The organism is Curtobacterium poinsettiae (assembly GCF_025677645.1).
In the GTDB taxonomy this organism is placed as follows: Bacteria; Actinomycetota; Actinomycetes; order Actinomycetales; family Microbacteriaceae; genus Curtobacterium; species Curtobacterium poinsettiae_A.
This window is the reverse complement of sequence record NZ_CP106879.1, coordinates 1,989,048-2,010,048: the sequence shown is the minus strand read 5'-3', so window position 1 is coordinate 2,010,048 and position 21,001 is coordinate 1,989,048. Positions and strand designations below refer to the sequence as shown.

Genomic DNA, 21,001 nt, shown 5'->3' with positions numbered 1-21,001 from the left:
ATCCGGAACACGGCGCGCGGGTCCTCGCTGCCGAGCGTGCCTCAGAGCTGGTCGCGCAACCAGGACGGCCCGCGGACGACCGCACCGAGGGCCTCGGCGCGGTCGCGGAGCTCGCGGTCGGCCGTCACGACGACGACCGGCCCGTCGCCGGCCTGCACCGCGGCCCGCGCGGACTCGACGACGGCGTCGTCGCCGGAGGCCGGAGCACGGACGATGTCCACGGCGCCAGTGGCGGCACCGCGGTCCGCGCCGCCGCCTCCACCAGCACCGCCCACGTCCGCAGCGGCCCGGGCCTCCCCCTCGAGCACCACGGTCCACCGCGGCCACCACCGTGCGAACGGCAGGTCGAGCAACGACGCGGACACCCCGCCCGCGGCGAGCGCCGACACCTGCGCCAGCAGGCGCGATGCGGCGCCGGCTCGGTCCTTCCACCAGCCGTCGGGCACGCTGCCGACGACGTTCGCCGCGTCGACGACGACGTGCGGCGTGGTCGCGACCGTGGCGCGGAGCGCCGGCCACGACCTGCCGAACCCGGGGTGCAGGGGCAGGTCGTCGACCTGGTCGATCGGGATCCACGACAGGGCGAGGCTCTCGCGGTCGGCGATGACGGGTTCGAAGGGTCGGGAGGCGCGCCCCACGACGGTCGTGTAGGTCCAGAACCCCAGGTCGAGCAGGGCGGTGTGGCGCAGGGCGATCGCGTCGTCGGGCACACCGGCCTCTTCGGCGGATTCGCGGAGGGCGGCGGTCACCGCTGCTTCGCCCTGGTGCCGTGCGCCGCCGGGGATGCCCCAGGTGCCGCCGTGGTGGCTCCACTCGACGCGGTGCTGCAGGAGCACGCGGCCGGTGCCGTCGTCGACGAGCAGGCCGGCGGCGCCGAAGCGTCCCCACGCCTTGGTGCCGTCGGGGCCGACCGCCCAGGCGTCGCCGGGGTCGCGGGGGCCGGGCGGGGGCCCGGGGGGCGTTGCATCTGGCACGGTTCAACCCTGGCACACGGTGCCCGGAGCGGGCCTCGAAGTGGTCACCGGGCGTCGTGTACGGTGTCGCTCGAGACACGGGGTGCCGCATCCAGCGGCTGAGATCACACCCGTCGAACCTGCTCGAGCTCGTACTCGCGAAGGGATCGTCCATGGAGAACGCTGCGCCCTCCCCTGCCTGGGCCCGTCGAACCGCCGAACTGCTCGAGGCCGTGCGTGCCCGGGCCCCGCTGGTGCAGTGCATCACGAACACCGTCGTGCAGAACGTCACGGCGAACGTGCTGCTCGCACTCGGGGCCTCGCCCGCGATGGTCGACGTGGCGACCGAGGCGGGGCCGTTCGCCCGCGTCGCGGATGCCCTGCTGGTGAACACCGGCACCCCGCACGCCGAACCGCGGGTCGCCGCGCTCGAGGCCGTGCACGCGGCCCGTGACGCGGGCACCCCGTGGGTCCTCGACCCGGTGGCCGTCGGCTCGCTGCCGGTGCGGACCGCGCTGGCGCGCGACCTGCTCGCGCTGCACCCGACGGTGCTGCGCGGCAACGCGTCCGAGGTGCTCGCCCTGCTCGGTGACTCGGCCGGTGGCCGCGGGGTCGACAGCACGGTGGGCACGGACGGCGCCCGGGTCGCGTCCGTCGCTGCGTCGGACGGGAGGCTCGTGGACGCGGTGGCCGTGTCGGGTGCGGTCGACCTGCTGGTCGCGCCCGGCATCGGTGTGGTCCGGGTGGCGAACGGCACCGACCTGTTGACGCGGATCACCGGTGGCGGGTGCGCGCTCGGCGCGGTCGTCGCCGCGTTCACGTCCGTCGCGCCGGAGGACGCGGGTGCCGCTGCCGTCGCCGCCACCGCGGTGCACACGATCGCCGCCGAGCTGGCGGCACGGGACGCCGGCGGACCGGGGACCTTCCAGCCGCTGTTCCTCGACCGGCTGGCGTCGCTGACCCCGGAGGACGTCGTCCGCGAGGCCCGGATCACGGTCGAGACCGCTCCTGTCGATGCCCGGGCGGTGTCGGCATGAGCGGGCTGCGGTCCGTCGGGTTCGGCGTCTACCTGGTGACCGACGGTGCCCTGGCCGACCGGCACGGCATCGGGGTGCTCGGGGTCGTCCGCGCCGCCGTCCATGCCGGGGTGCGGATCGTGCAGGTGCGGGACAAGGACGCCTCGGCGCGTGACCTGCTCGCCCTGACGGCCGCGGTCGCCGACGCCGTCGGGGACCGCGCGAGGGTGGTGGTCGACGATCGGCTCGACGTCGTCCTCGCCGCACGGCAGGCGGGACACCGGGTCGCGGGCGTGCACCTCGGCCAGTCCGACGTCCCCGTCACGGCCGCCCGTGCCCTGCTCGGAGCGGACGCACACGTGGGCCTCACCGCGAACACGCTCGCGCACCTGGCGGCCGTCGAACGACTCCCGCGCGGCACCGTGGACCTGCTCGGCGTCGGGGTCGTGCACCCCACGGCGACGAAGGCCGACCACCCGCCGGCTCTGGGTCACGACGGGTTCGCCCGGTTGGCCGCCGCGACCGACGTGCCGTGCGTGGCGATCGGTGGGGTGACCCTCGACGACGTCGTGCCGCTCCGGGCGGCCGGTGCCGCGGGGGTCGCGATCGTCTCGGGCATCTGTGCCGCAGCCGACCCCGGGTCCGCCGCGGCGGCGTACGTGGCCGCGTGGGGCCCTGGACCCGACCACGGGACGGAGGTGAGGGGGCTCGCAGAAGGTGATCCGGTCCTCCCGGCCTCCACGTACCACGGGGCGGACGCATGAGCGTCCCACGGGTGCTGAGCATCGCCGGGACCGACCCGACGGGCGGCGCCGGGATGCAGGCGGACCTCAAGGCGATCGCCGCGCACGACGGGTACGGGATGGGGGTCGTGACGGCGCTCGTCGCACAGAACACGCACGGGGTGCGGTCGGTGCACGTGCCGGACGTCGGGTTCCTGCGGGAGCAGCTCGACGCGGTGTCGGACGACGTCGTGGTCGACGCGGTGAAGATCGGGATGCTGGGCACCGCCGGCGTCGTGCGCGTCGTGACGGACTGGCTGCGGGAGCACCGGCCGCCGGTGGTCGTCGTCGACCCGGTGATGGTGGCGACGAGCGGGGACCGGCTGCTCGACGAGGACGCTGCGTCGGCCATGGGGGCGCTGTTCGCGCTCGCCGACCTGGTGACGCCGAACCGGGCCGAGCTCGTGGTGCTGGCGGAGCTGGCCGGGTCGGGCGCGGCTGGTCCCGGTTCGTCTGCATCGACGTCGGCCTCGTCGCTGGATGCCGCGCGTGCCGTGGCGGCGCGGTGGGACGTCCTGGTGCTGGCGAAGGGCGGCCACGACGAGGGGCCGACCTCCGACGACGTGCTCGTGGCACCGGACGGCACCGTGCGGGTGTTCACCGGCCCCCGGGTCGCGACGACGAACACCCACGGCACCGGGTGCTCGCTCTCCAGTGCGATCGCGACGCTCGCCGCGCGGCTCGGCGACTGGGACCTCGCGGTCGGGGTGGCGAAGGAGTGGCTGACGGCGGCGCTGCGCGGAGCGGATGCGCTGTCGGTCGGGACCGGCAACGGCCCGGTCGACCACGGCGCGCAGGCACGGGCGGCCCTGCCCGGGCTGTCCTACACGGACGTGTGGTGGGCGGATGCGGCGTCGGTGCTGGACGAGACGATCGGCTGCGCGTTCCTGGTGGGGCTCCGCGACGGGACGCTCGAACCGGAGGTGTTCGCGGGGTACCTGGCGCAGGACGTCCACTACCTGCGGGCGTACGAGCGGCACCTGGCGGCGCTCGGGGTCGGTTGCGCCGATGCCGATGCCGGTTCCGGCGCTGGCGTTGCTGGCGATGCAGCTGCGTTCTGGGCGGCGGCAGCGCAGGGGTGTGCCGACGAGGCGCGCGACCTGCACCACCGTCGGCTGGCCGGCTCGCACGCCGACGATCCCGTGCACCCCACGTGCTCCGGGTACCTCGCACACCTGCAGGAGGCCGCCGACTCCGGCTCCCGTGCGGTGCTCGCCGCCGCGGTGCTGCCCTGCTTCCGGGTCTACGCCTGGGTCGGGTCGCAGCTCGGGGTCGCTCCGGACGGGCACGCCTTCGCGGACTGGATCACGGCGTACGGGGACCCGGGGTTCGCGGCGTCGAGTGCCGAGGCGACCCGGCTCGTCGAGGAACTGGCCCGTGCCGCGACGCCCGACGAGCGCGGGCGGATGGCGCGGGCGTTCCGGCGTTCGGCGGAGTGGGAGCTCGCGTTCTTCCGGATGCCGACGGAGGCACGCGACCGGGGCTAGCGGGCGACCGGGGGCAGCCGCACGAGTTCGACGGACAGCTCGGCGCCGCTGACCGTGCCGCGCATCCACGTGTGGTCGGGCTGGCGACGTCGGTCGGTCGGCGAACCGGGGTTCAGCAGGCGCATCCCCGACGGCGCCACGGTGTCCCACGGGATGTGCGAGTGGCCGAAGACGAGCACGTCGGTGTCCGGGTACTCGGCGTCCGTCCGCCGCTCCCGACCCGTCGCGGCACCGGTCTCGTGCACCAGGGCGAAGCGCAGGTCCTCGACACCGAACCGGGCGACGAGCGGCAGCCGGTCGTCGAACTCCGGACCGTCGTTGTTGCCCCGCACGCCCTCGAACCGGCGGGACCGCGCCTGCACGGCGTCGAGGGTGGCCAGGTCGACCCAGTCCCCCGCGTGCACCACGAGGTCGGCCGCGTCGACGTCGGCCCACAGCCCGGGCGGCAGGTCCTTCGCGCGCTTCGGCAGGTGCGTGTCGGACAGCAGGACGAACGACGTCGTCACGGCTCGGTGGGTGCCGGCATCGGGAGCCCGGCCTCGTCCGACGCGCCGAGGCGCTCCAGCAGCCCGGCGAGCAGCGCGATGTCGTCGTCCGACCAGTCGGCGAGCCGTTCCTCGAGCGCGTCGCGGTGCAGCTGCACCGACCGCTCCAGGGCCGCTCGGCCGGCGTCGGTCGCCTCGAGCGGCTTCGCGTTGCCGCTGCCGCCGTCGGTCGTCCGCACCAGTCCGGCCGCGAGGAGCCCGGACAGTTGCCGCGAGATCGTCGAACGGTTCAACCGCAGGTAGCGGGCGATGTCGATGGCCATGCAGCCCGGGTGCTGGACGACGAAGTCGACGAGGGACTGGTCGACGACGCTCAACACCTGGTCCGAGCCACGGGCGCGGATGCTCGCCCGACGGGTGATGCGGGCGAGCTCGGTGTACGCCCGGCTGATGTCGCTGTTGCGGACCCTCGAACTCGGGTGGTCCATGGTGGCTCCAGCCTGTCTGTGCCGGCGCCTGCCGGCGGTCTCCTGGTCCGGTCACACTACCGGCGGCTCCGCGTGGTCCGGGGTCAGCGACCGGCCGCCGCGGCCTGCAGTGCGGGGATGTCCAGCTTGACCATCTGCATCATCGCCTCGAACACGCGTGCGTTGGCCTCCGGATCACCCGACCCGCTCATCAACTCGCCCAGCATCGACGGGGTCACCTGCCACGCCAGACCCCAGCGGTCGGTCAACCAGCCGCACGCCATCGGGCTCCCGCCGTCGGCGAGCAGGGCGTCCCACAGACGGTCGAGCTCGTCCTGCGTGTCCACGTCGATCTGGAACGAGACCGCGTCGGTGTGCGGGTGCCCGGGACCGCCGTTCATCGCGCGGTACGGCGCACCGAGCAGCGTGAACTCGACGACCAGGGCACGGCCGTCGGGCATCCGGCTCACGCTGTCGACGCGGCTGTCGGGGAACAGTCCGACGTAGTACTCGGCCGCTTGTTCGGCCTGGTCGTCGTACCAGAGGAACGGGGTGATGGTGGGCACGAGAGCCCCTTCGTTCGGTGCTCAGTCCGCGGCGCCGCGGCTGAGCAGGTCGGCTTTCTCGGGGTGTTCGTCGAACCACTTGCCGACGAACCAGCACATCGGGACGATGCGCTTCGTGGTCGACGACTCGACGTCGGCGACGGCGTACTCGACGAGTTGCGCCGCGTAGCCGTGGCCACGGTGCTTCGGGACCGTGTAGGTGTGCGGGAACGCAACAGCGTCACCGTTGACGCGGTAGTCGAGCACGCTCACGAGCTCACCGTCGACGTACATCGCGTAGCGGTCCTGGTCGGTCTCGTCGCGGAACTCGTGGTCCATGCCCGCCATCATGCTCTCGGCGAGGCGTTCGTGCCCCCGGGAATGCACGACGTCGAGCAGCGTTGCTGGGACACCATGACAACCATCGGAATCATCGGCGCCGGCAACATCGGATCCCAGCTCGCACGACTCGCGGTACGGAACGGCCACCGGGTCGTCATCGCGAACTCCCGCGGCCCGGAGACCCTGACCGACCTGGTCACGGAACTCGGCGACGACGCACGCGCAGCGACCCGCGACGAGGCAGCAGCAGCGGGCGAGATCGTCGTCGTGACGGTGCCGCTCGCCGCGATCGAGACGATCCCCGTCGAGCCCCTCGTCGGCAAGGTCGTCATCGACACGAACAACTACTACTGGGAGCGCGACGGCCACATCGCCGCCCTCGACGACCAGTCCACGACCACCGCCGAGATGCTGCAGGACCACCTGCCCGGCGCCCGTGTCGTGAAGGCGTTCAACCACATCGGCGCCGACGACCTGACCGGCCACGCGACGCCCGCCGGCACCCCGGACCGACGTGCCCTCGTCATCGCCGGCGACGACGACTCCGCCAAGCAGACCGTCACCGAGCTCATCGACGCGTTCGGCTTCGACGTCGTCGACGCCGGTCCGCTCGCCGAGGGCTGGCGCATCCAGCGGGACACCCCCGGCTACGGCCCGCGGATGACCGCTGCCGAGCTGCGCGACGCCCTGGCCGCCGCGACCCGCTAGTCCACGGCTCCAGCCGGCGCGAAGCGGCCCCGCGTGCTCAGGCCCGGTCGAAGATGGTCGTCATGTCGGCGATGTCGTCCTCGGTCGGCGTCCAGGTCGTGCCGGCCTCGACGTTCTGCGTGATCTGCTCCGGCTTCGTCGCCCCCGCGATGACGCTCGACAGCCCCGGCTGCGCCAGGAGCCACGCGAACGTCGCCTGCAGCATCGTGACGCCCCGGAGGTCACAGAACCGCTGGTAGTCGTCGAGCACGTCCCACGGGGCGTCCTCGAGCACCTGCGGCTTCGAGGTCGTCAGCCGCCCGTCGGCCGGGCCGCCCGCCTTCGTGTACTTGCCGGTGAGCAGCCCGTTGTACAGCGGGAAGAACGGCAGGAACCCGAGCGCGTACGCCCGAACGGCCGGCAGGACCTCGGCCTCGGCAGCCCGGGCGAGCGGGCTGTACTCGTTCTGCGCGGACACGAACGCGGTGGTGCCGGCGATCGACGCCGTGAGCTCGGCCTCGGCGATCTGCCAGCCGGCGAAGTTCGAGTGCCCGACGTACCGGATCTTGCCCTCGCGCACCAGGTCGTCGAGGACCGACAGGGTCTCCTCGATCGGCGTCACGTCGTCGGGCCGGTGCACCTGGTACAGGTCGATCCAGTCCGTCCCGAGGCGGCGGAGCGACGACTCGACCGCGAGCCGCACGTACCGGCGGGACCCGCGGACGCCCCAGTCCGGCCCGTTCGCACCCTGCATGTCCATGCCGAACTTCGTGGCGAGGACGATCTCGTCACGTCGGCCGCGGATCGAGCGTCCGAGCATCTCCTCGGACATGCCCGGCACGCCGCCGTAGATGTCAGCGGTGTCGAAGAGCGTCACCCCGGCGTCGAGTGCCGCGGCGACGACGGCGTCGGTGCCCTCCTGCGACTCGGACGCGGTTCCCCGCCGCCCGAAGTTGTTGCAGCCGAGGCCGACGGTGGAGACGACGAGCCCCGAAGGGCCCAGGGGACGGTGTTCGATTCCGGTCATCACCCGAACGTACCGGCGACCCCGAACTGGGGCTGCGATCCTCCCAGCGGTTGCCGCTACAACTGAGCATGGATCAGTCGACGGAAGGAGCGCCGCAGTGGCAGCGCATCGCATGCCCGAATCGGACCGGCCCCGTCGGCCCGTCCCGGCCTGGGTGACCGCGCCGCCCGTCGACGAGGTCGCGCCCGAGCGAGTGGCCGCTGCCGGTCACGTGAACGCCTCCGGACGGGAGGCCCGCCCCACCCCCGGCTCGTCACGCGCCGCCCACGCGGCGCCGGTCCCACCGACCACGGTCACCCCGGCCGGGAACACCGCGGCTGAGCAGGCAACCGCTGAGCAGACAACCGCAGCGCAGGCCACCGCAGCGCAGGCACCCGCCGCAGCGGCACCCGCAGCGCATGCGCCCGACGCGCACGCAGCGACGTCCGAACCCGCGTCGATCGCCGCACTGGTCGAGGCCGACGCCCCCGTGCCGGACTTCCCGCCGCAGCAGGAACTGCTGCCCCCGGCCCCGACGTCACCGAACGTGCACACCGTGCCGTTCGAGACCCCCGCGGTGCCGCCGTCGTCGGTCGTCCCTGCGTCCGGGCTCGTGGTGCCGGTCTCCCCGGTCGCCGCCGCACCCGCCTCGGCGGACGCGACACCGCTCGTCGCACCGCTCACCACCCCGTCGCCGGAGGCCACCCCGGCGCCGCCGACCGCCGCACCCGCGGTGCCCGTCGCCGGACAACCCCGGTTCTCGGTGCCCGGCCTCGAACACGTGGTCGTCGAGGGCACCGAACCCGAACCCGTCGGCCCGATCGGCTACCGGACACCCCGACGCTTCGCCCACCAGCAGGCCGCCGCGCGGTCCGCCACACCCGCACCCGCACGGTCGTTCGACGCCGTGCTGCACGCTGCGCCGGCCACCGCTCCCGGAGGCCCCACCGTCGCGACCCGGCACGCCGACACGACCACGGCCGTGGTCGCACCCACCCCGGTGCCGCAGGGTGTCGGCGGGGGCGAGGCGGGCCTCCCGACCGAACTGCTCGACCAGCCCGTGCCCGCAGCCGCCGTGCCGGAGCCGCGCCGTCCGCTCGGCGCGACCGCCGGAGCGGTGCTCGGTGCCGTCACCGGGATCGCGACGCTCGGTCTGGCGGCCTGGTGGTTCTCCGCTCCCGCGACCGTGCACGGTGTCGGCGTGGTGCTCGGGCTGCTCGCGCTGGTGCTCTCGATCGTGACACTGCGCGACCGGACGGCCACGTGGCAGCGGCCGGTCGCGCTGCTCGGTACCGTGCTCGGTGCCGTCGGCACGGTCGTGCTGCTGTGGGCGGTCGCGGCGGCGCTGTTGCCGCTCGCGGGCGTGACGCTGCCGGACGTCACCGGCACCGGAACGTCCCCGACGCTCGCCCCGTAGCGCGGCGAGCGCTCAGACGGCGCGGACGACCCCGCGGGACAGGATCGCGTTCGTCAGGGCGTCGATCGGCTCCCGCTGCACCGTCGGGTTCGCGATGAGGACGTAGTCCACCGCCGGCAGGTCCGGCAGCCCGAGCCGCTGCGACACCTTCACCAGGTCTGCCGGGATCAGCGAGTGCGGGAACACCGCGACGCCGATGCCCGCGCGAACCGCGGCGAGCACCCCGTTGACGTCGCGGGTGTTGCAGGTGATCCGCCAGGTGCGGCCGGCGGCCTCGAGGGCGTCGATCGCCATCTGCCGGCTGATGCTCGGCGCCTGGTACGCGATGAGCGGGACGGGTTCGCCGGGTTCCAGGGCGATACCGTCCTGCGCCATCCACACCATCTGGTCGGTGGCGACCCGGGTGCCCTCGGCAGATTCCCCCGCCGTCTGCTTGATGAACACCAGGTCGAGTTGGCCGGCGTGCACCCGGCGGAGCAGCGGCGACGACTGGTTCACCGTGAGCTCGAGGTTCACCTGCGGGTGCAGGCGTCGGAAGTCCCGCAGGATCCGCGGCAGCTGGGTGATGGCGAGGTCGTCCGCCGCCCCGAACCGCAGCCGCCCGCGGGTGGCCGCGCCGGAGAAGTAGGCGTCGGCCGTGGCGTGCGCCGCGAGGATCGTCCGCGCGAACCCGGCCATCGCGTCCCCGTTGTCGGTCAGTGCGACCCCGCGGGTGTCCCGGGCGACGAGGGTGCGCGCCACGGCGGTCTCCAGGCGCCGGACGTGCTGCGACACCGTCGGCTGGCTGATGCCGAGCCGGGTGCCGGCCTGCGTGAAGCTGCCGGTCTCCGCCACGGCCAGGAACGTCTGCAACAGGACCGGATCGAGCACGTCGCGCCTTCCGTCGGTGCGACCTCATTCGACATCGCAATGGAGTGATAGCCACCATAGGGGTATCGAATGAGCCGGGGCCACGTAGTTTCGTTGGGGTACCAGATCCACACCGACGTCCGGAGAACCCCGCACCGTGAGCGCGTCACCGACGACCCTCCCCCCGCCCACCGAACCGCTCCCGATCCAGGCCACGCGACCCCCGTGGCGCCACACGCTCATCGCCCTGTCCGTGCCGAACTTCCGGCTGTTCACGGCGACGAACCTGGTGGCGATGACCGCCGGCTGGATGCAGCGGATCGCCCAGGACTGGCTCGTGCTGCAGCTGACCGGGTCGGTCGCGCAGGTCGGCATCACGGTCGCCTGCCAGTTCGCACCGATGCTGCTGTTCGGGCTGCTCGGCGGCGTCCTGGTCGACCGGTTCTCGAAGCGTGCGCTCATGATGATCACGCAGGGCGCCTTCGCGGTGCTGTCCGCGCTGCTCGCCGTCCTGACGCTCGCCGGCGTCGTCGAGGCGTGGCACATCTGGGTGATCGCGTTCCTCGTGGGCATGGTCACCGTCATCGACAACCCGGCACGGCAGGTGTTCGTCACCGAGATCGTCGGCCACAAGCACCTGCGGAACGCCATCAGCGTGAACTCGTCGGTGTTCCAGCTCGGCGGCATGATCGGTCCGGCGCTGTCCGGGGCACTGCTCGTCGCGGTCGGCGCGGGGTGGTCGTTCGGCGTGAACGCGATCGCCTGCGTCGCCGTCGTCGTCACGCTCGGGTTCCTGAAGGTCTCCGAACTGCACCGCACACCACCGGCGCCGCGAGGCAAGGGCCAGCTCGTGGAGGGCCTCCGCTACGCCGTGCACAAGCCGACGATCATCGTGCCGGTGATCCTCGTCGCGTTCTTCTCGGTGTTCGCGTTGACGATGCCCGTGCTGCTCTCCGCCTTCGCGTCACAGGTGTACGACGTCGGTGCCGGCGGCTACGGGGTCTTCAACTCCGCGGTGGCGATCGGCGCCCTGGTCGGCGCGCTGCTGTCCACCCGCCGGGCCGTCGTCCGGCTCCGCACCATCGTCGGCGGGGTGTTCTGGACGGGCGTCCTGCTCGTCGTCTCGGGGTCGATCCCGGCGATCGCACCGTTCACCGTCGCGCTGGTTGCCGTCGGGATGTCGCAACTGCTGTTCCAGACCGCGTCGAACTCGCTCGTGCAGCTGTCGTCGAACGTGGCGATCCGTGGCCGGGTGATGTCGCTCTACGTCCTGGTGCTGCTCGGTGGGCAGGCGATCGGTGGGCCGCTGATGGGTCAGATCGTCGACCACTTCGGAGCCCACGTGGGGATGATGGTCGCCGGTGGTGTGCCGGCCGCTGCCGCCGCCGTCATCGCGCTCGTGCTCGCCCGTCGGGGCGGCCTGCACCTGGCGGTGCGCATGCGCCACCACCTGCCGGTGCCGGCGATCGTCGCGCACTGACGCGGGGGTCTGGTCGCTCGCGCCCGCCGGCCTGGAGGCCCGTGGCGGCCCCGCCCCGTGCCTCCCGTCCGCCCGTTGGTCGCGCCGGACAGTGCGCAAAGCACCGGTGTTCACGCTCGACGCCGCGGGATCCCGCGGTGTGTTGCGTGAACACCGGTGTCTTGCGAGGCGCAGTGCCTCAGTAGGCGACGCCGAAGCGCGTCTGGTGGTGCGCCGGGGTGACGATCTCGTCGACGAACGCGATGGCGTAGTCGGCGCCGGAGATGTCCGAGTTGCCCTCGGCGTCGGCGAGCAGGACCTCGTCCGAGACACGGTAGGTGCCGCGACGCTCGCCCGGGTTGTAGCTGCCGAAGGCCGCGGCGGGGCTCACGTAGAACCAGTCGACCTGGGTGTCCGACGTGCGGAGGGCGTCGAGGATCTGCGCGTGGCTCTTCGCCTCGCCCTTGAAGGCATCCGGGAAGCCGTCGGTGTCGAAGAGGCGGGGGCCGTCCTCGGACACGCGCATCGAGCCGGCACCGCCGACGATGCCGAGCCGCGCACCCGCTGCAGCGGCGGCGTCGACGAAGTGCTGGAACTTGTCCTTCAGCTCGCTGCCGTCGGCCTGCACGGCGTGGAGCGAGACGATGACGACGTCGGCGCCCTTGGTGACCTCGGACACGAAGTCGGCGTCGAACGCGTCACCCTGCGCCAGGGTGAGGCCCTCGGCCGGCTCGAGCTTGCTCGTGTCGCGGGCGACCGCAGTGACGGCGATGCCGCGGGAGAGTGCCTCGTGGGTGATGGCGGAGCCGGCGTAGCCGGTGCCTCCGAAGACGACGATGTTGGTCATGGTGTTCCCTTCGTGGACGTGCTGGGCGTCAGTGACGTTGACAGTCACCGTACAAGAGTTACTCTCTTCGAGTAAGTAGGCACCTGGCGGTGCGTGACGGAGGACACCATGTCAGCACTCGAGTACAGCCCCTACGCGGCGGACTGCCCCAGTCGGCAGCTGCTCGACCGCATCGGCGACCGGTGGAGCGTGCTGACGATCGGCGCCCTCGCCGACGGTCCCGCACGGTACTCGGCGGTGGCGGCCCGGGTGCAGGGGGTCTCGCAGAAGATGCTCACCCAGACGCTGCGGGCGCTCGAACGCGACGGCATGGTGACGCGGACGGTGTTCCCCGAGATCCCCCCGCACGTGGAGTACGAGCTGACCGAGCTCGGGCGGTCGCTGCGCACCGTGCTCGTGCCGCTGGAGGACTGGGCCACCTCGCACATGCCCGACGTCGCCGAGGCGCGCGAGGGGTACGACGCGCGCTGACGCGCGGCGCGGTGCGCCCCGGCGCCTGGTGAGCAGAAACGGTCGTGTCCGAGGATCGCGCGCGACACCTTCCGCTCACGATGTGGCCCGGTGTCCCCCGTCCGGAATCCCCGACGGCGACGAGTGGTTGCCTGGGGACATGCGATCGATCGTCTACACGAAGCCCGGTGCCAGCAGCGTCCTCGAACTCGTCGAGCGGGACATCCCGGAACCCGGCGCTGGTGAGGTCCGCGTCCGCGTCGTCGTCTCCGGCGTCAACCCGACCGACTGGAAGGCCCGCGCCGGCGGCACGTACGGCGACGGGCTGCCGTTCCCCGAGATCACGCCGAACCAGGACGGCGCGGGCGTCGTGGACGCCGTCGGCCCCGGAGTCGACGGACTGGCCGTCGGCGACCGCGTCTGGCTGTTCATGGCGGCGGCGTCCCGGCCGACCGGCACCGCGCAGGAGTACACGGTCGTGCCCGAGTCGCGCGTGGTCCCGCTGCCCGACGGTGTCTCGTTCGACGTCGGCGCCTCGCTCGGCGTCCCCGCGATGACGGCGCACCGGGCCCTCACCACCCACGAGGACGGCCCCGCACGCCTGGGCCCCGGAGCCCTCGACGGTTTCACCGTGCTCGTCGCCGGCGGAGCCGGTGCCGTGGGGCACGCCGCGATCCAGCTCGCCCGCTGGGCCGGAGCGACCGTCATCACCACGATCAGCTCGGACGCGAAGGCAGCACTGGCGACCGCGGCGGGTGCCCACCACGTCGTGAACTACCGCGAGGAGGACGCCGCCGAGCGCATCCGGGCGATCGCGCCGGACGGTGTCGACATCGTCGTCGAGGTGTCGATCCCGCAGAACGCCGCGCTGGTCGCCGACGTGCTGGCGAACCACGGCGTCGTGTCGATCTACGCGAACAACGGCGGTGACGAGGCGAGCCTGCCGATCCGCCCGAACATGAGCGTGAACGCCCGCTACCAGTTCCTGCTGCTCTACACGATCGGCGACGAGGCGCTGTCCGCGGCGGCCGCGGACGTCACCGAGGCGCTGCACGACGGCGTGCTGCCGGTCGGCGAGGACGCCGGGCTCCCGCTCACCCGGTTCGCGCTCGAGCAGACCGCCCAGGCGCACGATGCGGTCGAGCAGGACACCGTCGGCAAGGTGCTCATCGACGTGTCCGAGGCGCCGTAGCTGCGACACCGGATCCGGCTCGGGCTCCGCAGACGACGAACGGCTCCCACGCACGCGTGGGAGCCGTTCGTCGTGGACGATGCGGGAGGGGTCAGCGCCCCAGACGCGCGGCGATGGCTGCGGTGACCCGGAGCCGGGCTGCAGCGCGCTCGCGTTCGATGTTGGCGGCGATGACGTCGAGGTCTTCGTAGTCGGCGTCGGTGGTGGTGTCGTTCCAGTTCGGCGAGGAGATCCGGGCACGCCCGAACGACGGCGGAGCAGGGTTCACGGTCGTCATGGGGGCATCGTACGTCGAGCGTCCGACAGAGCGTGTGAGCATCACGGGCCTTTCCTTGGATTGCGGTCGCGCTCGGGGAACGAGTAGGTCAGCGAGAACGCGACGGCCATGAACGACGCCATCATCGCGATGTTCTTGGCGTCGAGTTCGGTGAACGCGTCGGGGACCGGAAAGTCCACGGTGAGCATGCCGAACGAGTACTGGTCGGACCGGATCACCACCGAGACGTACGAGGTGTACCGCGGCTCGAAGCCCGGCAGGTCCTGGTCGACGTCCACATCGGCCGAGCGGTCACCGACGATGCGGGGCGATCCCCCGACCAGCACCCACTCGAGGTTGCGGTCACCGTAGGGCGTGCCCGCTCGGAAGACCCCGGCGGTGTCGCCGGCCCCACCGTGACCGATCGGCTCGAGCGCCCGCAGATCGGTGGACAGCTGGTAGACGTTGGCGCGGACGTCGGGCACCTTCGGCAGCAGGTAGAACGCCAGGGCCACGGCGACGCGGTCGGCGACGACCGCGAGTTCGCCGTGGCGCTCGGACCTGGGCAGCTCGGTGAACCGGACGAGCCGGGTGGCGATCTGGCCGAACGCGTACCGGACCGCCGTCGACTGCTCGAGCTCCGCCGCGGTGGCGTTGTCCTCGGCCACCGACCGTGCAGCGTCGCTGCGTCGGGTCCGGACCACCTGCACCGTCACCGCTCCGACGAGCACGACGAGCCCGAACGCGACGAGCGACAGTCGGACCGCCGGCGCGACGAACAGGTTCGGCAGCTGGAACGCCGCGGTGGGCGCAGCAGCCACCACGATCGGCCACACGACCGTGCCGACCCGTCCTGAACGCTGGTTCCCCATGACCACGACGCTAGGTCACGCCACCGACGCGGACGGAGTTGTCCACAGGCGGATCCTCCACAGGACGCACCGGGCTCGACCAGCCCGTCGCACGCAGCTGGTAAGCAGGACACATGACCGACGTCAGCACGCCCGTTCCCGGATCCAGAGCCCTCGTCCTCGGTGGCGGAGGTGTCGCCGGCATCGCGTGGGAAGTCGGTGTCCTCGTCGCCCTGCAGGAAGCCGGCGTCGACCTCGACGCCGCCGACCTCGTCGTCGGTACCAGCGCCGGCAGCGTCGTCGGCGCGTTCGTCCGGAACGGTGCCGTCCAGCAGGCCTACGACCAGCAGCACACCCCGGCGCCGACCACCTACCAAGAGCCGGCCCCCATCGACGTCGAGGCTGTGCAGCAGCACATCGGCGCAGCGCTACAGGGTGCGACCGGCGAGCAGGACGCCCGGGCTCGACTCGGTCAGGCCGCCCAGCAGGTCGTCGGCGGACAGAGCGACGACGAGCGCACGGTGACCTTCGGCGAGACGCTGCCGTCCACCGAGTGGCCGGAGAAGCCGCTCGCCGTCACCGCGGTCGACGCCACCGACGGCACCTTCCGCCTGCTGACGGCGGCCGACGGCGTGCCGCTCCCCCGCGCGGTCGCGGCCAGCTGCTCGGTGCCCTTCGTCTGGACCCCGGTCACCATCGACGGCCGCCCCCACGTCGACGGTGGTGTCCGCTCCGGCACCAACGCCGACGCCGCTGCCGGGTACGAGCGCGTGCTCGTCATCGCCTGCGGCCCCGAAGGGCCGTCACCGTGTGGGCCGTGGCTCGACGTCGCCGTCGAGGCCCTGCGCGCCGGTGGTTCCTCGGTCGAGGTCGTGGTGGCGGACAGCGCCTCCCAGCAGGCCTTCGGCACGAACTCGCTCTCGCTCGCCACCCAGGCGCCGTCGGCCGAGGCCGGACACGCCCAGGGCACCGCGGTCGCCGAGCAGGTCGCCGCCTTCTGGGCCGAGGACCTGGCGAGCGTGCACGCATGAGCACCCCGTTCTCCGACCTCGACCAGTACGTCGCGCTCCCCCGTGTCGACGGCATCGACATCAGCCCCGACGGCACCCGCGTCGCCCTGACGGTCAGTGCGCTCGACGCCGACGGCACCGGGTACCGCCGGTCGATCTGGCAGGTGCCAGCAGACCCGGCCGAGGACGCGGACGACGCCGGCACACCCGCCGCGCGCCCGGTCCGCCTCACGCGCTCCGCCAAGGGCGAGGGCGGCATCGCCTTCACCCGCACCGGCGACCTGCTCTTCGTCTCCGCCCGGCCCGACGCCGACGCCACCGACCTCGAGGCCGCCCAGCTCTGGGTCCTGCCCGCGACCGGTGGCGAGGCCCGCCCGCTCACCCGCCTGGCCGGGGGCGTCGGTGGGGTCCTGGCCACCGCGGCGGCGTCGGACGTCGTCGCACTGACCGCCGACCTGCTGCCGGGCGCCGGGTCCGACTCCGCGACCGTGCTCGAAGCCGACGCGGAGCTCCGGAAGACCCGGAAGGACAAGCAGGTCCGCGCGATCCTGCACGAGACCTACCCGGTCCGGTACTGGGACCACGACCTCGGGCCGGCACAGACGCACGTCCTGACGCTCGACACGGCCGGCGGCGACACCGACAGCGACGCGGCCGGCGCCAGCGCCGGACACGTCCGGCCCGTCGACCGCACACCGGCCCCCGGCCGCTCGCTCGACCACGTCAGCGGCGCGCTCACGCCCGACGGCTCGGCCCTGCTGGCATCCGTGGGCGTCCGGGAGGCCCGTGGGGACCGCTCGACCCTCGTCACCATCGACCTGTCCAGCGGCCACCGCACGGTGCTGTTCGACGACGTCGACGTCGACCACGAGATGCCGACACTCAGCCACGACGGCCGGACGATCGCCTGGGTCCGCACCGTCCGCTCCACCCCGGCCGGCGCGAACCAGCAGGAGGTCTGGGTCGCCGAGATCGACGGCTCCGACGCCCGCCGCGTCGCGACCGACTGGGACCGCTGGCCGAGCGAGCTCGTGTTCGAGCACGGCGACCGCGCGCTCCTGGTGGTCGCCGACCAGGACGGTCGCGCGCCGGTCTTCCGCATCCCCCTCGACGGCGGAGCCGTCGAGCAGCTGACGCACGACGACTGGGCGTACTCGAGCCTGCGCGTGGCGGCGGCGACGGGCGTGGTGGTGGCGCTCCGGGCCTCCTGGGCGGCCCCGCTGCACCCGGTGCGGATCGCGGCGGACGGCACGGTGACCCCGTTGGCGACGCCGGCGCCCCTGCCGGACGTGCCCGCCCACCTGGAAGAGGTCGAGACGACCGCAGCCGACGGCGTCCGCGTGCGCGGCTGGCTGGTCGCGCCCGAGGGCGAGGGACCGCACCCGCTCGTCCTGTGGATCCACGGCGGACCGCTCAACTCGTGGAACCAGTGGTCGTGGCGCTGGAACCCGATGCTGCTCGCAGCCCGGGGCTACGCCGTCCTGCTGCCGGACCCCGCGCTGTCCACCGGCTACGGACTCGACTTCGTGAACCGCGGCTGGAACGCCTGGGGGCAGGCGCCGTACACCGACCTGATGGCGATCACCGACGTGGTCGAGGCGCGGGCAGACATCGACGCGACCCGCACCGCTGCGATGGGCGGGTCGTTCGGCGGGTACATGGCGAACTGGGTCGCCGGGCACACCGACCGCTTCCGCGCGATCGTCACCCACGCGAGCCTGTGGGCGCTCGAGCAGTTCAACGGCACGACGGACTCGTCGCAGTACTGGTCGTCGATCTTCGACGCCGAGGGGATCGCGGCGAACGACCCGCACCGGTTCGTGGCCGAGATCACGTCACCGATGCTCGTCATCCACGGCGACAAGGACTACCGGGTGCCGATCGGCGAGGGGCTGCGGCTCTGGTCCGAGCTCGCGGAGCACCACGCGGCGCCCGACGGCTCGATGCCGCACCGGTTCCTGTTCTTCCCGGACGAGAACCACTGGGTGCTCGCTCCGCAGCACGCCGTGGTCTGGTACGAGACGGTGTTCGCGTTCCTCGGGCAGCACGTGCTCGACCAGGAGTGGGAGCGGCCGGCGCTGCTCGGGTAGCGCACCCGTCCGGCGATCCGGGGCGGGCCGGGCGGGCCGCTAGACGAACGCGGCCTGCCCGGTGATCGCCCGCCCGACGATCAGGGTGTTGACCTCGCGCGTGCCCTCGTACGAGTAGATCGCCTCGGCGTCGGCGAAGAACCGGGCCACGCCCTTGTCGAGCACGATGCCGTTGCCGCCCTGCACCTCGCGGCACCAGGCGACGGTCTCCCGCATCTTCGCGGTGGCGAACGCCTTGGCCATCGCGGAGTGCTCGTCGCCGCCGGCCCCGGCGTCCTGCATGGCCGAGGCCTGCGTGCACAGTGCGATCGAGGCCGTGATGTTCGACAGCGACTTGACGAGCAGGTCCTGCACGAGCTGGTGCGCAGCGATCGGCTTGCCGAACTGGATCCGCTCGCGGGCGTAGGCCAGCGCGGCCTCGTACGCCCCGACGGCGATGCCGACGGCCTGCCAGGCGACCTCGGTGCGGGTCAGTCGGAGCACCTCGGCGGTCGAGCGGAACGACGTCGCGTTCTGCAGCCGACGCGACTCGGGCACCCGGACGTCCTGCATGACGATGTCGGCGTTCTGCACGCCGCGCAGGGCGATCTTGTCCTCGATCTTGGTCGCGGTGAAGCCCGCGGTGTCGGTGGTGACGAGGAAGCCCTTGACCTGACCGTCGGCGACGTCCTTCGCCCAGATCACGACGACGTCGGCGAAGGTGGCGTTGCCGATCCAGCGCTTCTCGCCGTCGAGCACCCACTCGTCGCCCTCGCGTCGGGCGGTGGTGCGCAGGCCCTTCGCCGAGTCACTGCCGGAGTACGGCTCGGTGAGCCCGAACGCCCCGACGATCTCACCCGTGGCCATCCGCGGGAGCCACTCGCGCTGCTGTTCGTCGCTGCCGGCGACCGCGATCGAGTTCATCGCCAGGCCGGACTGCACGCCGATGAAGGTGGCGACGCTCGCGTCCACGCGTCCGAGTTCGAGGGCCGCCCAGCCGCGGTACACGGCCGAGTTCTCGAACTGCCGCACGAGCGGGACGCCCGGCCCGTACATGCCGAGCTCGGCCAGCGGCGCGATCACCTGCATCGGGAACTCGGCGCGCGCCCAGTACTCGTCGGCGATGGGCGCGACCTCGCGCTCGAGGTACTGCCGGAGCTGCCCGAGCGACGCGCGCTCCTGCTCCGTGAGCTGCTGCTGGAAGCCGTAGAAGTCCGATTCGAGCAGGGGCGTCGCGGGCATGGTCGTTGACATGGCAACCACGATGCATCATTCTCGAAAACGTTGCAAGAGAGGATCGCGTGTACACATCGGATTCAGCGCTGCGCGCCTTCCGGGAGGCCCGTCACACCTTCATCGCCGGCTCACGGATCGACATGGGGGCGTTGGCTGCCGCACTCGGCGTCGACCGCACGTCGCTGTTCCGCTGGGTCGGCAACCGTGACCGGTTGCTGTCCGAGATCCTGTGGTCCCTCGCAGTCCCGACCCTCGACGGGGCCACCCACGCCGCCGACGAGATCGGGGCGACCGGAGCGGCCCGGCTCGTCGTCGTGCTCGACCGGTTCACCGCCGACCTGATCGACGCCCCGTACTTCCGGGCGTTCCTGACCCGCGAACCCGCTCGGGCGATGCGTCTGCTCACCACCTCGGACAGCGACGTGCAGAGCCGGTTCGTCGCCCGGGTCACCGCACTCATCGAGCAGCAGGAGTCGTCCGGTACGTTCGACCCGGCACCGTTGTCGGCCGAGGAGCTCGCACGGCTGCTCGTCCGGATCTCCGAGTCGTTCACCTACGCCGAGTTCATCTCCGGTGAGACCCCTGATCCCGACCGGGCCCGTGCGGCGTTCGAGTACGTCCTGCGGCCCGACGCGGTGCACGCCACACCCGCACCACCGATCGGAGACCGATGACCATCGCCGAGTACCCGTTCCGTCGGACCTACCCCACCAGGTGGAACGACAACGACATGTTCGGGCACGTCAACAACACGATCTACTACTCGGCGATGGACAACGCGTCGACGTACTGGTTCCGCGAGGTCGCCGGGCTCGACCCGTTCTCGTCGGAGTGGATCGCCGTCCTGGTGTCGTCGAGCTGCCGGTTCGTCGAGTCCGCCGTCTGGCCGGACGTCATCGAGGTCGGGATGCGCTCGAAGCACCTCGGCACCACGAGCCTGTCGTGGGAGTTCGGCCTGTTCCGGCAGTCCGACGGTGCCCTGCTCGCCACGGGTGAGTTCGTGCACGTCATCATCGACCGCGAGGGCGCCCGCCGTCCGGTCCCGCTGCCCGCCGAACTCCGCGAGCTCGTGACCGGCTCGATGGTCGCGTCACAGCCCGCCGCCGCCGACTGAGGACCTCACTCCTTCAGAGCAGCGAGCTCGAGGTTGATGTCGTCGGGGTCCTGCACGGACAGGATCACCATGCCGGCGTCCCCGAGGTCGGTGACCTCGCCGTGCTCGACCCCCGCGGCGTCGAGGCGTGCAGCGGCCTGGTGCAGCTCGTCGACCGACCCCACGACGAAGCTCACGTGGTCGAGGCCGACGGTGTCCGGGCTGAACGTCTGCCCCGCCGGAGCGACCGGGCGGAGGCCGAAGACCTGGTCGCCGAGCTGGAACACGGAGCCGCCGTAGAAGCGCTCGCGGTCCTCGCGCACGCCGGGCTCGTCGACCTGGTCGCTGAAGTCGATCGCCGGGTCGGTGCCGAGCAGCTGCTGGTAGAACGCCTTGCTGCGGTGGATGTCGGTCACGGTGACGCGGACGTGGGCCAGGGCGGTCGGGCGTGCGAACGGTTCGGTCATGGTGGAGCTCCTCAGGGTTGCGCGCCGTGGTTGCG

General features: G+C 72.5%; 24 protein-coding genes and 1 riboswitch. Of the genes, 12 read left to right on the top strand and 12 right to left on the bottom strand.

From position 1 onward, the window contains the following. Positions 1 to 41: 41 nt before the first annotated feature. Positions 42 to 974, bottom strand: coding sequence for an NUDIX domain-containing protein (locus tag OE229_RS09655; protein WP_262137689.1), 933 nt, complete (start codon positions 972 to 974; stop codon positions 42 to 44). A gap of 68 nt (positions 975 to 1,042) precedes the next feature. Then, positions 1,043 to 1,138, top strand: a riboswitch (TPP riboswitch). Here OE229_RS09655 and thiM point away from each other — a divergent pair. The 3 genes from thiM to thiD all read left to right on the top strand — a co-directional run bounded on the left by thiM (position 1,127) and on the right by thiD (position 4,238). After that, the gene (gene thiM / locus OE229_RS09650) at positions 1,127 to 1,990 is read left to right on the top strand and encodes a hydroxyethylthiazole kinase (RefSeq protein WP_262137687.1); all 864 of its coding nucleotides are present in this window, start codon (positions 1,127 to 1,129) and stop codon (positions 1,988 to 1,990) included. It overlaps the preceding riboswitch by 12 nt. Beyond that, entirely contained in the window at positions 1,987 to 2,733 is a 747-nt protein-coding gene (locus OE229_RS09645; RefSeq protein WP_262137685.1) for a thiamine phosphate synthase, read from the top strand. Before thiM ends, OE229_RS09645 begins: the two co-directional genes overlap by 4 nt. After that, positions 2,730 to 4,238, top strand: a complete 1,509-nt coding sequence (thiD, locus tag OE229_RS09640) for a bifunctional hydroxymethylpyrimidine kinase/phosphomethylpyrimidine kinase (RefSeq protein WP_262137683.1) — start codon at positions 2,730 to 2,732, stop codon at positions 4,236 to 4,238. The genes OE229_RS09645 and thiD overlap by 4 nt, the downstream gene beginning before the upstream one ends. Here the strand turns inward: thiD and OE229_RS09635 are convergent. The 4 genes from OE229_RS09635 to OE229_RS09620 all read right to left on the bottom strand — a co-directional run bounded on the left by OE229_RS09635 (position 4,235) and on the right by OE229_RS09620 (position 6,074). Beyond that, positions 4,235 to 4,744 carry a metallophosphoesterase family protein gene (locus OE229_RS09635; protein ID WP_182065521.1) on the bottom strand — a complete coding sequence of 170 codons (510 nt, stop codon included), beginning with the start codon at positions 4,742 to 4,744 and terminating at the stop codon, positions 4,235 to 4,237. The genes thiD and OE229_RS09635 overlap by 4 nt on opposite strands. Next, positions 4,741 to 5,211: a MarR family winged helix-turn-helix transcriptional regulator gene (locus OE229_RS09630; RefSeq protein WP_259577497.1), complete on the bottom strand. Its 471-nt coding sequence runs from the start codon at positions 5,209 to 5,211 to the stop codon at positions 4,741 to 4,743. Before OE229_RS09630 ends, OE229_RS09635 begins: the two co-directional genes overlap by 4 nt. Before the next feature lie 83 nt (positions 5,212 to 5,294). Further along, positions 5,295 to 5,756, bottom strand: coding sequence for a VOC family protein (locus OE229_RS09625; RefSeq protein ID WP_071247264.1), 462 nt, complete (start codon positions 5,754 to 5,756; stop codon positions 5,295 to 5,297). 21 nt (positions 5,757 to 5,777) lie between these two features. After that, complete coding sequence (locus OE229_RS09620; RefSeq protein WP_209134762.1) at positions 5,778 to 6,074, bottom strand: GNAT family N-acetyltransferase; 297 nt, start codon at positions 6,072 to 6,074, stop codon at positions 5,778 to 5,780. A gap of 75 nt (positions 6,075 to 6,149) precedes the next feature. Here OE229_RS09620 and OE229_RS09615 point away from each other — a divergent pair, with 75 nt between their 5' ends. After that, entirely contained in the window at positions 6,150 to 6,785 is a 636-nt protein-coding gene (locus OE229_RS09615; protein WP_182065527.1) for an NADPH-dependent F420 reductase, read from the top strand. A gap of 37 nt (positions 6,786 to 6,822) precedes the next feature. Here the strand turns inward: OE229_RS09615 and OE229_RS09610 are convergent, their stop codons facing one another. Next, a complete protein-coding gene (locus OE229_RS09610) occupies positions 6,823 to 7,791 on the bottom strand; it encodes an aldo/keto reductase (RefSeq protein WP_262137678.1) in 969 nt (322 codons plus the stop codon). 97 nt (positions 7,792 to 7,888) lie between these two features. Between OE229_RS09610 and OE229_RS09605 the strand changes: the two genes are divergently transcribed. Continuing rightward, positions 7,889 to 9,187: a hypothetical protein gene (locus tag OE229_RS09605; RefSeq protein ID WP_262137676.1), complete on the top strand. Its 1,299-nt coding sequence runs from the start codon at positions 7,889 to 7,891 to the stop codon at positions 9,185 to 9,187. A gap of 12 nt (positions 9,188 to 9,199) precedes the next feature. Here the strand turns inward: OE229_RS09605 and OE229_RS09600 are convergent, their stop codons facing one another. Continuing rightward, positions 9,200 to 10,057, bottom strand: a complete 858-nt coding sequence (locus OE229_RS09600) for a LysR substrate-binding domain-containing protein (protein ID WP_017886578.1) — start codon at positions 10,055 to 10,057, stop codon at positions 9,200 to 9,202. Positions 10,058 to 10,193: 136 nt separating this feature from the next. On the opposite strand from OE229_RS09600, the gene OE229_RS09595 reads away from it, so the two are divergent. Next, positions 10,194 to 11,516, top strand: a complete 1,323-nt coding sequence (locus OE229_RS09595; protein WP_071405388.1) for an MFS transporter — start codon at positions 10,194 to 10,196, stop codon at positions 11,514 to 11,516. A gap of 178 nt (positions 11,517 to 11,694) precedes the next feature. Here OE229_RS09595 and OE229_RS09590 read toward each other — a convergent pair whose 3' ends face one another. Beyond that, on the bottom strand, positions 11,695 to 12,342 hold the full coding sequence (locus OE229_RS09590) for an NAD(P)-dependent oxidoreductase (protein WP_182065533.1): 648 nt from the start codon (positions 12,340 to 12,342) through the stop codon (positions 11,695 to 11,697). Between the two features lie 108 nt (positions 12,343 to 12,450). On the opposite strand from OE229_RS09590, the gene OE229_RS09585 reads away from it, so the two are divergent. Both OE229_RS09585 and OE229_RS09580 read left to right on the top strand, forming a co-directional pair. Further along, a complete protein-coding gene (locus OE229_RS09585) occupies positions 12,451 to 12,813 on the top strand; it encodes a winged helix-turn-helix transcriptional regulator (protein WP_071247254.1) in 363 nt (120 codons plus the stop codon). A 139-nt stretch (positions 12,814 to 12,952) separates the two neighbouring features. Continuing rightward, complete coding sequence (locus OE229_RS09580; RefSeq protein WP_209134772.1) at positions 12,953 to 13,984, top strand: NADPH:quinone reductase; 1,032 nt, start codon at positions 12,953 to 12,955, stop codon at positions 13,982 to 13,984. Between the two features lie 91 nt (positions 13,985 to 14,075). Here OE229_RS09580 and OE229_RS09575 read toward each other — a convergent pair whose 3' ends face one another. Together OE229_RS09575 and OE229_RS09570 are read right to left on the bottom strand one after the other, a co-directional pair. Continuing rightward, a complete protein-coding gene (locus OE229_RS09575; protein ID WP_111093138.1) occupies positions 14,076 to 14,261 on the bottom strand; it encodes a hypothetical protein in 186 nt (61 codons plus the stop codon). Between the two features lie 41 nt (positions 14,262 to 14,302). Continuing rightward, positions 14,303 to 15,112, bottom strand: a complete 810-nt coding sequence (locus tag OE229_RS09570) for a hypothetical protein (RefSeq protein WP_262137673.1) — start codon at positions 15,110 to 15,112, stop codon at positions 14,303 to 14,305. Positions 15,113 to 15,225: 113 nt separating this feature from the next. Here OE229_RS09570 and OE229_RS09565 point away from each other — a divergent pair, with 113 nt between their 5' ends. Beyond that, positions 15,226 to 16,122, top strand: a complete 897-nt coding sequence (locus OE229_RS09565) for a patatin-like phospholipase family protein (RefSeq protein WP_182065541.1) — start codon at positions 15,226 to 15,228, stop codon at positions 16,120 to 16,122. Continuing rightward, a complete protein-coding gene (locus OE229_RS09560; RefSeq protein WP_262137671.1) occupies positions 16,119 to 18,191 on the top strand; it encodes a S9 family peptidase in 2,073 nt (690 codons plus the stop codon). Before OE229_RS09565 ends, OE229_RS09560 begins: the two co-directional genes overlap by 4 nt. A 39-nt stretch (positions 18,192 to 18,230) precedes the next feature. On the opposite strand, the gene OE229_RS09555 is transcribed toward OE229_RS09560, so the two are convergent. Next, on the bottom strand, positions 18,231 to 19,412 hold the full coding sequence (locus tag OE229_RS09555; RefSeq protein ID WP_262140129.1) for an acyl-CoA dehydrogenase family protein: 1,182 nt from the start codon (positions 19,410 to 19,412) through the stop codon (positions 18,231 to 18,233). A gap of 59 nt (positions 19,413 to 19,471) precedes the next feature. On the opposite strand from OE229_RS09555, the gene OE229_RS09550 reads away from it, so the two are divergent. Then, positions 19,472 to 20,080: a QsdR family transcriptional regulator gene (locus OE229_RS09550; RefSeq protein WP_071247243.1), complete on the top strand. Its 609-nt coding sequence runs from the start codon at positions 19,472 to 19,474 to the stop codon at positions 20,078 to 20,080. After that, positions 20,077 to 20,520 carry an acyl-CoA thioesterase gene (locus OE229_RS09545; RefSeq protein WP_182065545.1) on the top strand — a complete coding sequence of 148 codons (444 nt, stop codon included), beginning with the start codon at positions 20,077 to 20,079 and terminating at the stop codon, positions 20,518 to 20,520. The genes OE229_RS09550 and OE229_RS09545 overlap by 4 nt, the downstream gene beginning before the upstream one ends. A gap of 5 nt (positions 20,521 to 20,525) precedes the next feature. Here OE229_RS09545 and OE229_RS09540 read toward each other — a convergent pair whose 3' ends face one another. Further along, positions 20,526 to 20,966 carry a VOC family protein gene (locus tag OE229_RS09540; RefSeq protein ID WP_262137668.1) on the bottom strand — a complete coding sequence of 147 codons (441 nt, stop codon included), beginning with the start codon at positions 20,964 to 20,966 and terminating at the stop codon, positions 20,526 to 20,528. Positions 20,967 to 21,001 lie beyond the last annotated feature (35 nt).